General features: G+C 65.0%; 10 protein-coding genes. 9 read left to right on the top strand and 1 reads right to left on the bottom strand.

The genetic code is table 11. The features are described 5' to 3' along the window. From EDC29_RS17015 to EDC29_RS17055, 9 genes are all read left to right on the top strand, one after another. Window positions 1-320, top strand: a 320-nt coding sequence (locus tag EDC29_RS17015; protein ID WP_481822767.1) for an O-linked N-acetylglucosamine transferase family protein, incomplete at its 5' end; no start/stop codon positions are given. 335 nt (window positions 321-655) lie between these two features. Then, window positions 656-2,782, top strand: a complete 2,127-nt coding sequence (locus EDC29_RS17020) for a flagellin N-terminal helical domain-containing protein (protein ID WP_132230680.1) — start codon at window positions 656-658, stop codon at window positions 2,780-2,782. Between the two features lie 78 nt (window positions 2,783-2,860). Next, window positions 2,861-3,304, top strand: a complete 444-nt coding sequence (locus EDC29_RS17025; RefSeq protein WP_132230681.1) for a flagellar protein FlaG — start codon at window positions 2,861-2,863, stop codon at window positions 3,302-3,304. 20 nt (window positions 3,305-3,324) lie between these two features. Continuing rightward, window positions 3,325-5,427 (top strand): flagellar filament capping protein FliD, encoded by a 2,103-nt coding sequence (gene fliD / locus EDC29_RS17030; protein ID WP_123141077.1) that lies wholly within the window; start codon window positions 3,325-3,327, stop codon window positions 5,425-5,427. A gap of 210 nt (window positions 5,428-5,637) precedes the next feature. Further along, window positions 5,638-6,108, top strand: coding sequence for a flagellar protein FlaG (locus tag EDC29_RS17035; protein WP_223806114.1), 471 nt, complete (start codon window positions 5,638-5,640; stop codon window positions 6,106-6,108). 58 nt (window positions 6,109-6,166) lie between these two features. After that, complete coding sequence (fliS, locus tag EDC29_RS17040) at window positions 6,167-6,562, top strand: flagellar export chaperone FliS (protein WP_123141075.1); 396 nt, start codon at window positions 6,167-6,169, stop codon at window positions 6,560-6,562. A 310-nt stretch (window positions 6,563-6,872) separates the two neighbouring features. After that, complete coding sequence (locus EDC29_RS17045) at window positions 6,873-7,832, top strand: GGDEF domain-containing protein (RefSeq protein ID WP_123141074.1); 960 nt, start codon at window positions 6,873-6,875, stop codon at window positions 7,830-7,832. A gap of 141 nt (window positions 7,833-7,973) precedes the next feature. Next, window positions 7,974-9,668, top strand: a complete 1,695-nt coding sequence (locus EDC29_RS17050) for a methyl-accepting chemotaxis protein (RefSeq protein WP_123141073.1) — start codon at window positions 7,974-7,976, stop codon at window positions 9,666-9,668. Continuing rightward, complete coding sequence (locus EDC29_RS17055) at window positions 9,665-10,672, top strand: DUF368 domain-containing protein (protein WP_243695660.1); 1,008 nt, start codon at window positions 9,665-9,667, stop codon at window positions 10,670-10,672. Before EDC29_RS17050 ends, EDC29_RS17055 begins: the two co-directional genes overlap by 4 nt. 61 nt (window positions 10,673-10,733) lie before the next feature. Here EDC29_RS17055 and EDC29_RS17405 read toward each other — a convergent pair. Then, window positions 10,734-10,917 (bottom strand): hypothetical protein (locus tag EDC29_RS17405; RefSeq protein WP_207906554.1); only part of this gene is annotated, 184 nt, incomplete at its 5' end.

A 10,917-nucleotide genomic window follows, 5' to 3' on the forward strand; every position in this document is an offset into this window, starting at 1 on the left:
TCCCGCACTGCTCGGGGACGACGCTGATGGAGTCGCTCCATATGGGCGTGCCCTTCGTGACCCTGGCCGAGCGCCCGAGCGTGGGTCGGATCGGGACGACGGTACTCAGCGGGATGGGGCGCCCGGAGTGGATCGCCACGGACGAGGCGGGGTATGTCGAGCGGGCGGTGGCGCTGGCTGCGGACTTGGAGGCGCTGGCGCGGATCCGCGCCGGGCTGCGCGCGGAGCTGGAGGCGAGCCCCTGGCGCGACGAGCAGGGGCTGGTGGCGCGGATCGAGACGGCCTTCCGCTCGATGTGGCGGCGCTGGTGTCTGGCCTGAAGAGCCCCCTGCTGTCCTATGAGTCGTCGTGTACGCCGCTTCTGGGACAAATGATGGCTCGAGTTGTGTGGGGGCTCTCCTGTGACCTGGTTCACGATTGTTTCCTTGGCAGATTTCAGCTTTCTGCGATTGGACCGTTATTCATGCCTGAGGCAGACGGAGCGAGGACATCCTCGCTGGACAGCCTGCTCGCGGGCCGGGGCCGAGGGTTGTGAAAACAGAATTAAAGCGATCGCCATGCCCGGCCGTTAACTTCAACGAAGCACAGTTCGATATTGACGGCAGACCGCTGTTGCTGAACAGCCCGCCGGTTCGAGACCAACAGGAGAGCAGCCATGGCAATGGTCATCAATTCCAACATCATGTCGCTGAACGCACAGCAGAATCTGTCGAAGTCCCAGGCCGAACAGAGCCAGGCGATGGAGCGACTGAGCAGCGGTCTGCGCATCAACTCCGCCAAGGACGACGCCGCCGGTTCGGCAATCGTCAGCCGTCTGACCTCGCAGGTGCGTGGTCTCGACCAAGCCGTGCGTAACGCCAACGACGGTATCTCCCTGGTGCAGACCGCCGAGGGCGCGCTCAACGAGAGCAGCAACATCCTCCAGCGGATGCGCGAGCTGTCGGTACAGTCGGCCAACGGCACCTACACCAGCGGCAACCGCTCGACGCTCAACAACGAGGTCCAGCAGCTCGTCCAGGAGCTCGACCGTATCTCCACCAGCACCAACTTCAACGGCCTGAACCTGATGGACGGGTCGCTCGGTGAGGTCAACCTGCAGATCGGTCCCGATGGCGGGCAGACGATCAGTGTGAACATCGGTCAGATCGACGCCGACTCGCTCGGCGTGGCTGAATCCGCTGGTGTTGGCTCCTTCAGCCGGACCGGCAGTGGTGCTGGCGTGGCCAGTGCCGCTTTTGCTACATCGACTACCGCTGTCAAGGGGCTCGGAACCGGTGACTTGGTGATCAACGGTATCTCGATCGGTGGTGCAACCGCTGCAGCGGACACGGCTTCGGCTGAAGCCAAGAGCGCGAGCGCGATCGCTACCGCAGCGGCGATCAACGAGAAGAGCGACCAGACAGGCGTCACCGCGATCGTCGGCGACACACAGCTCGGTGGCACCGCGATGACCGCCGGCACGGCCAGCGGTGCGATCACCCTCAATGGTGTCTCGATCACCCTCAACACTACGGCCGATGCCGCGACCACACGCTCCTCGATCGTCGAGGCGATCAACCTGAAGTCCGAACAGACTGGTGTCACTGCAATCGATACGGGGACAGACAATGGTGGCATTACGCTACTCGCCGAAGACGGGCGCAATATCGCACTGCACAATACCTCGGGTGATCTGACTGCAGCCAATACCGGTTTGGGCCTGGCTGGTGCTTCCAACAATGGCTCGATCACTACCGGCACGGTGACCCTGGTCTCCGAGGGCAGCGAGCCGATCAAGATCGAGTCGGGCGCGACTGGTAAGGCCGCCGATGCCGGCTTCATGGAGGGCGACTATACCGGCACCCAGACCCAGGTGTCGTCGAACCTCAATGACACTACTTTTGCGATGACTGCTGGTAACGTGTTCATCAACGGCGTCTCCGTGGGGCCGTCCTACGCGACCGACGACACCGCATCCTCGGCAGGCAATGCCTACAGCGCCATCTCCAAGGCCGCGGCCGTCAACCTGGTCTCCGACCAGACCGGCGTGACCGCGACGGTGAACCAGAACCGGGCCGACAACTCGACGGCACAGGCAACCGCTTCCGCGGCGGTTTCGGGGACCATCAACGGTGTCAGCATCACCGGCTTCACCACCCTGGCGGGTGCCTCGAACACGAGTGCCAACCGTCAGTCCCTGGTGAGTGCGATCAACGCCATCTCCGATCAGACCGGCGTGACCGCGGTCGACACCGGCGAGGACGGCACCGCCAACGGTGGCGGTGTGCAGCTGGTCGCCGAGGATGGTCGGAACATCATCGCCAACCTGGCCAACGGCGCCAACGCCGGCTTCAACACGGGTGCCAGCACCTACGTCGGCGAGTTCACCCTGCACTCGGACAAGGAGATCGAGGTCGGTCGCGGTACCGATACTAACCTGAGCTACTCCGGGCTGGGGGTCGGTAACTTCGGTGGCGGCGAGGATGGTCAGGCGCTCTCGAGCATCGACATCTCGACGGTCGAGGGAGCCAACAAGGCGCTGACGGCAATCGACAACGCCCTCGAGCGGGTCGACGACGTGCGCTCCGACCTCGGTGCGGTGAACAACCGGCTGGACTTCACTATCAGCAACCTGAGCAGCATCTCGCAGAACGCCTCGGCCTCGCGGTCGCGAATCCAGGATGCCGACTTCGCGGCGGAGACCGCGGCACTGTCCCGGGCCCAGGTGCTGCAGCAGGCAGGTACGGCGATGCTGGCCCAGGCCAACTCGGCGCCGCAGCAGGTCCTCTCGCTGCTGCAGTAACCGCCGGTCCCGGCCGCTAGGAAACGGGTCGCCCCCTGACCGGGGGGCGACCCGGTCGAGCCGAGGGAGGCAAGACCGATGGCCAGTGAATCCTATACTCTAAGCAATATCACTCCGATCCAGCAGCCCTCACCGGCGCCGTCGCGCTCCGAGCGCGACACCGGAACGAGCGCCGCGGAGCGGCAATCCAACGAACGGCTCGAGCGCGCCCCCGGCGCGCTCGCGACCGAACAGCAGACGCGGGCGCGAGCCCAGGATCCCACCGGCGCAGAGACCTCTGCCGAGCGTGAGGAGGCCTCCAGGGAGCAGCTCGATCAGGCCGTCGAGCGACTCAACGAGATGTTTGGCGGCTCGCGCCGGATGCTCAACTTCGAACTCGACAAAGAGGCCGATCGCACCGTGATCCGAGTCGTGGATGCCGAGACCGAGGAGTTGATCCGGCAGATCCCCAGCGAGGAGACCCTGAAGTTCGCGCAGTATGTCGAGGGGTTGGCGGGGCTGATCTTCAACGACCAGGCGTGAGCGTGTGAGGAGCGACGAACATGGCCGACAACATCATTTCCAGTCTGGGGGCCGGTTCGGGGATCGATATCACCAGCCTGGTCTCACAGCTCGTCGAGGTCGAGCGCGCTCCGGTCGAGCAGCGCATCTCCTCGCGCGAGGAGCGGCTGCAGGCCGAGATCTCGGGCTATGGCAAGCTCAGCAGCGCGCTCAGCGAATTGCAGGACAGTCTCGGCTCGCTGGCGGGCAACGACCTGTTCAACGCCCGCTCGGTCGCCATCCCCGACACCAATGTCATCACCGCCAACAGCGTTGCCGTCGGTGCCCAGACCGGTAGCTACCAGATCGAGGTCGAGGACATCGCCCGCGCCCAGTCGTTGACCATGGGCGCTCAGAGCGAGCGCGACAGCGCGCTCGGCAAGTCGGGCGAGCTGACCGTGCGCTTCGGTGAATGGACCTATGACGGCAGCGATGCGCCCTCGAGCTTCACCGCCAACGACGAGCGCGAGGCGCTGACCGTCAGTATCGATGCGAGCGACTCGCTCGACGCCATCGCCGCCAAGATCAACGAGCAGAACAGCGGCATCCAGGCCTCGGTACTCAAGGTCGACGACCAGTACCAGCTGATGCTGACCGCCCCCTCGGGCGCGGCCAACGCGCTGGAGATCAGCGGCGATGACGCCAGCCTCGACGACTTCGCCTTCAACGCCGCCAACCATGCCAATGTCACCGAGGTCCAGCAGGGCAGTGATGCGCTGCTGCGCATCAACGGCTTGCAGGTCTCGCGCGAGAGCAACGACATCGATGATGTCATCGAGGGCTTCAACTTCACCCTCAACAAGGCGAGTCCCGGCGAGTCGCTGACCTTCTCGATCAGCGAGGACAAGAGTCTCGCCGAGCAGGCCGTGCGCGACTTCGTCGATGCCTACAACAACTTCCAGACGACCGCCCAGGGCCTGATCGGCTATGCCCGTGACGACGCCGGCGAGCTGGTGCGCGACGAGAACGGCGCGCTGTCGCGTGGCGACCTTGCCAGCGACGGCACGGCGCGCGCCATGATTGATCGTCTGCGCAAACTCGTCGGCGGCGAGGTACAGGGACTCGAGGGCGGCTTCACCGCGCTGACCAACCTGGGGATCCGCACCGAACGCGATGGGTCGCTGTCGATCGCGAAAGACGAGTTCGGCAAGGAAGCCGAGTTCAGCGCAGCCTTCAGCAACAACTTCCAGCTGGTGGAGGACCTCTTCGCGCTGAAGACGGCCTCGATGAACAGCGCCGTCTCGGTCAACCTGGGCTCCTTCGCCGGGCGGGTCGATGCCGGCAGCTTCGAGGTCGAGATCACCCAGGACCCGACCCGCGGCGAGCTGCTCGCCGATGCCATCACCCAGGCCGATTTCGACGGCGCCACCGAGACCTTCACCACCGCGCTCGACACCTCCGGCGGTGGCTACAGCTTCAAGGTGGCGGTCGACGGTATCGAGTCCGGAACGATCGCCCTCAGCGGCACCTACGACTCCACCGAGCAGCTGCGCAGCGATCTGCAGTCGCTGATCAACAGCGACGAGAGACTCAAGGCGACCGGCACCAAGGTCGATGTGCTCTACGACGACGCCACCGACAGCTTCAGCTTCGTCTCCCGCGAGTACGGCTCGGTCTCCACGGTGGCCTTCACCGAGGCCAGTGCGTCGATGGCCGATCTCGGTGTGCACACCGGCTTGACCGGGACCGCCGGGATCGATGTCGCCGGCACCATCAATGGCGTGGAGGGCTTCGGTGCCGGCAATCAGTTGCTGCCCGCGCTCGATTCGCCCGCCTACGGTCTGAACTTCAGCGTGGCCGCCGGTGCGAGCAGCCAGGGCGCCTTCGATATCTCCTTCTCGCGCGGTTTCGCCGGCGAACTGAGCCGGCTGGTCGATGGGTTCCTCAGCAGCTCCGGGACGATCGAGATGCGCAAGGAGAACATCCAGGATCAACTGACCGAGCTCGGGGAAGAGCGCGAGACACTCGATCGACGCATGGAGGGTGTCGAGGCCAGGCTGCTGTCGCAGTTCATCGCAATGGAGTCCATCGTCAGTACCTTCCAGTCCACTGGCAGCCAGCTCGAGGGGCTTGTCGACCGCTTGCCCAATACGGCGCAGAACTGACGGTGAGAAAAGATTGCATGGTCAGGTTAAAGAAAACAGCAGGGGTGCCGTTATCCATGGTGTCAGCTAAGCAGACCTTTGGCGAAGGTCTGCAACGGGAGTCAGACCCTTTAGGGTGGCACCCGCGACGCGACCGGGAGGCAGGGGAAGCCGTACCGGGCAGGCATCTACGATTGCTGCGTCCTGCTGCAGGGAACCGGGGAGACAGTGATGATTGAATCGACCCAAGCTCCAGCAGGCGTGATGATCCGCTCACAGCCGACGCATCCGCAGGATGAGGTCGGGACGGCGGCTCGCGGTGACCGTCAACAGGCGGCAAAGGCCAGTGAGCAGAAGGCGTCGTCGGGTGGTGTGGAGACCGTGACGGGCGGCAACCCGCTGGAGGAACAGCAGCGGACCGGCCAGGCCGAGGCGCAACGCCAACCGGCAGAGGGGGAGGAAAAGAGTTCGACCCTGATGCTCGAGCAGGTGGTCGAGTCGATCAACGACTACCTGCAGGCGAACCAGCGTGCGCTGGAATTCAGCCTCGACGATGGCTCCGGTCAGGTCGTGGTCACGGTGAAGGATGCCGAGCGCAACGAAGTGATTCGCCAGATACCGCCGGAACATGCCTTGAAGCTGATGGCGCAGATGCGCGATGGCACCGGCATCAGCGGCATCGGGTTGACCGAAGAGGCCTGATCCGATTCGCTGATCACTCTCTAAAAATTGCAACTATTCGTCGGGAGTGGCCGATACCATGTATGCGATGCGTAAGGAACTCAACCAGTACCGTCAGGCTGGACCTTTGGCAGAGGTTGCGGTTGCCAGTCCGCATCGTCTGATCCAGATGCTGTTCGAGGGCGCGATCGAGCGGATCGCCGTGGCCCGCGGCGCGATGACGCACGGCAATCTGCAGACCAAGGGCGAACAGCTGAGCAAGGCGATCAACATCATCGAGTCGTTGCGCGCCGCTCTCGATCAAGACAAGGGCGGCGAGCTGGCCGAGAACCTTGATGCCCTCTACAGCTACATGTCGCGTCGCCTGCTCGAGGGCAACGCGCGCAACGAACCCGAGGCGCTCGACGAGGTTTCGGGTCTGCTCCGCACCATCAAGTCGGGTTGGGACGAAATCCCCGAGCGTCTCGGCCAGTAATAACGCCTTGCCGGATTTCAGGACGCTCGTTCGCTTCCCCGGTGCGGCGGGCGTCCTTTCCGGACCTTCCCCATATCGATAGAAGACACGCTTGCGGTGCCCATGCGCGCCGGCGAGAACGGGTGTCGATTTTTCGACGAATCCGCGTCAGGGCATCCGGATGCGCTGCGGTCAATGGGCGTCAAGATTTTGTCTTGCTGCTTGAGGTCTATTAGGTGGTTTGCTTTAGTTGTTGTTTTTCAAGGCGATTATTTTGTGGCGTGATTTTCGCTAGCTACTAGACAAACAACGATTACAGGGGCGCGCCACCGTGAGTTCGATCAGTCAAGCCGATACGCCGCATCTCACCCTTGTCTCCTCGTCCGAGACGGTCACCCAGCCGGAGCCGAAGAGTGTCGATCCGGTCGCATTCCTGCAGGCGATCACCGCCTCGCTCGACCTCGATCGGGTGCTGACGATACTCAACCGCTTCCTCTTCGATCTGGTCTGTCACAGCGGCTGGGAATATCTCAATGCCGCCGAGGGGCTGGCCTTCGAGGGCGGACAGCCGGACCGTCACCGCCTGGAATATGACCTCTCCCTGGGGGGGGGCGAGATGGGCCGGCTGGTGCTGATGCGCGGACGACGGTTCTCGGAGCTCGAGCAGGAGCGGATCGAGGCGCTGCTCGGGCTCGCCGCCCCGGCGTTGAAGAATGCCCTGGCCTATCAGACCGTGCTCACCCAGCTCGAGTCCGACCCGCTCACCGGGCTGGGCAACCGGATCGCACTGTTTCGTGAAGGGGCGCATTGGTTGGCCGATGCGGTGCGCCAGTCGCGACCGCTGTCGATGCTGGTGCTCGATCTCGACGGCTTCAAGCGTATCAATGACCAGTTCGGTCATCCCGAGGGGGATCGGCTGCTCCAGGCCGTGGCCAAGGGGCTGCGTTCGGCGACACGTGCCTCCGACCTGTGCGTGCGCATGGGGGGCGACGAGTTCGTGATCCTGCTCCCGGGGACCGACCTGACGCATGCCATGGAGTGTGCCGAGCGCGTCCGCCTGGCCATCGAGCACTGCTCGTCCGAGACCGCCGAGGGGGTGCGTGTCGGGGTCTGTGCCAGTATCGGTGTGGCGACCCACCGCCCGGGGATGGATCTCGACCAACTCTACACCCAGGCCGACGAGGCCCTCTATGCCGCCAAACGTGCCGGTCGCAATCGCACCCTGGCGGGGGCGGGGTGCGGTTGCGCGATGGTGCGTGAGACCACTCAGCAGCAGCTGCCGCTGTGTTGATTCGCCGCTTCGGGGCGCGGTTGCGTTGACCGTGCGGGGAAATAGCGAAAGGGATCAGCGTTTTGTGCTGTAAATTGGCTGAATGACACACACCTGAGATGTGTCACAATAAGCGGCCAGTCTTCCCGACCCGGAGCGTGCATGCTGGACAAGATCTCACTCAAGACCAAGCTACTCGTCGGCTTCCTGCTGGTGGCAGCAATCGTCCTGACCATCGGACTCAGGGCCATCCAGGGTGAGCACACCATGCGGACCGATGTGGTGCGCATCGGTCAGGTGCGACTGCCAGCGATCATCGCGCTCAATCATCTCAACTATCAGCGGGTGCAGATCCGTGGCCAGTCGCTGGAGGCGCAGATGCACGCCGACTGGACAGAGGGCACGCGCAAGCTGCTCGAGCAGGTGCTGCGCCAGCGCGAGGCCTCCTGGCGTGAGGTCGAGACGGTCCTCGAGCGCTACGCCGCGCTCGAGAAGACCGAGGACGAGGTTGCCATCTTTGCCGCCTTCAACGCCGAGTACGATGCCTGGCGGGCGATCTACCGCAAGCTCGACACGCTGATGCGGCGGATGCTCGAGGCGCCACAGCGTCAAGGTGTCGACGCGCAGGCGGTCTATGACGAGGTGCGCGACGCGTACATGCATCAGGTCCAGGAGATGATCCCGATCTCCGACCGGCTCGGTGCCATGGTCGAGTCCATGGTGATGATCAACAACCGCTTCGCCAACGATGCCGTCACCGAGGCGATCGATGCCTCGGAGCATACCGTGATGGTGAGCTCTATCCTGATGAGCATCGGGCTGGTGCTGTCGATCGCTCTCGGGCTGTTCATCACCCGCGACGTGCTGCGCCGTCTCGGTGGTGAGCCGGCCTATGCGCTCGCCGTCGTCAACCAGGTCGCCGAGGGCGATCTCGGTGCCCGCATCACCCTGCGCAAGGGCGATACCACCAGCCTCCTCGCCGCCTTCTCGGTGATGGTCGAGAACATGCGTCGCCTGCTGCGCGAGGTCGCCTCGGTGGGCAATCAGGTGGCGACCTCCGCCGAGGAGCTGTCGGCCGCCAGCGCCCAGGCGCGCGAGCAGATCGCCCGCCAGCAGACCGAGACCGGGCAGGTGGCCGCGGCGATCAACCAGATGACCACCACCGTCGAGCAGGTCGCGCGTCATGCCGGCGAGGCCGCCGATGCAGCGCGCGCGACCAACCGCGAGGCCGATACCGGCGGCGAGGTGGTCGAGCAGGCGATCGCCGCGGTCGAGGCCATGGCCCAGGAGCTCGAATCCTCGGCCCAGGTGGTCGGTCGACTCTCCCAGGACAGTCGCGAGATCGGCGATGTCCTCGATGTCATTCGCGGCGTCGCCGAGCAGACCAACCTGCTTGCGCTCAACGCCGCGATCGAGGCGGCGCGTGCCGGCGAGGCCGGGCGCGGCTTCGCGGTGGTCGCCGACGAGGTGCGCACCCTCGCCAATCGCACCCAGCGCTCCACCGAGGACATCCAGCAGAAGATCGAGCGGGTGCAGAGCGGCGCCAACGGCGCCGTCGAGGTGATGGACAAGGGGCGCGCGATGGCCCAGCAGACCGTCGAGCAGGCACGCCGCGCCGGTGAGTCGTTGCGCACCATCAACGGCTCGATCACCACCATCAACGACATGAACACCCAGATCGCCAGCGCCGCCGAGCAACAGGCGACCGTGGCCGAGGAGATCAACCGCAACGTCCACACCATCTCCGACGTGGTCGAGGAGAGCGCCACCGGATCGACGCAGGTCGCGGCGGCAAGCACCGAGCTGGCGCGACTCGCCGCGCAGCTCCAGGAACGGCTGGAGCGCTTCAAGCTGTGAGCGGGGCGATGCGCAATCCGCCGGCGACCGACATCGGGCGCGCCGGGGTGGTGCTGCGTGGCGCGGCGATGGGGGTGGCCGAGATCATCCCCGGGGTCTCTGGCGGCACCATCGCCTTCGTCAGCGGGATCTACGAACGGTTGATCGAGGCGATCCGGGCCGTCGGTCCGGGACTGATCGGGGTTGCTCGCCGCGAAGGGGTGGCGGGTGTATGGCGGGCGATCGACGGCAACTTCTTGACGCTCCTGCTCGCCGGCATGGTCGTCGGCCTGCTCACCGGGCTGTTCACCGTCTCCTGGCTGCTCGAGCACCATCCGCCGCTGGTGTGGGGATTCTTCTTCGGCCTGATCCTCGCCTCCATCCTGCACATGGCCCGACGCATCGAGCGCTGGGATGCCACCGGGCTGGGGTTGCTCGTGCTCGGCGCGGCGTTCGCCTACGCGCTCACCGTGCTCACCCCGGCGCAGGGCTCGGAGGCGCTGTGGTTCGTCTTCTGCTGCGGCGTCATCGCCATCTCGGCGCTGATCCTGCCGGGGATCTCGGGGAGCTTCATGCTGCTCCTGCTCGGCATGTACCAGTTCATCATTCACGACACCCTCAAGGGGCTGCTGGTCGACTACAGTCCCGAGCGGCTGCTGGTGCTCGGGGTGTTCGCGCTCGGCTGCGTGGTCGGGCTGATGACCCTCTCTCGACTGCTCTCCTGGACCTTCCATCGTTTCCACGCCCAGACCCTGGCGCTGCTCACCGGCTTTCTCGTCGGCTCGCTCAACAAGATCTACCCCTGGCGCAACCCGGTCGACTGGCTGCGCGGCGCCGATGGCCAGGTGGTGTTGAGCGCCGACGGTCTCACCCCGCACAAGATCATCGCCGAGAGCAACGTCCTCCCCGGCGCCTACCACGGCGACCCGCTGCTGATCGGCACCCTCGTCGCCTGTCTCCTCGGCATCCTCTCCGTGCTCGCCTTCGAGCGCCTCGCCGAGCGGGGTTCCGCGGGAGGAGGGTGAACCGCCAAGGCCCGAAGGACGCGAAGGAAAGAAGACTTCGGTTGCAGTCTTTTGCGACCAGTCAGCCGTTGTCTTCGACCACGCGTGATTCGGGCTGGCCATCGAAAGCCCTCGATCGACTTTGCGTGCTTGGCGTCTTTGCGGTTTGAACCAGCCTCCAGCCTCCAGCCTCCAGCCTCCAGCCTCCAGCCTCCAGCCTCCAGCCTCCAGCCTCCAGCCTCCAGCCTCCAGCCTCCAGCCTCCAG

This window comes from Marichromatium gracile (assembly GCF_004343155.1).
Taxonomy (GTDB): domain Bacteria; phylum Pseudomonadota; class Gammaproteobacteria; order Chromatiales; family Chromatiaceae; genus Marichromatium; species Marichromatium gracile.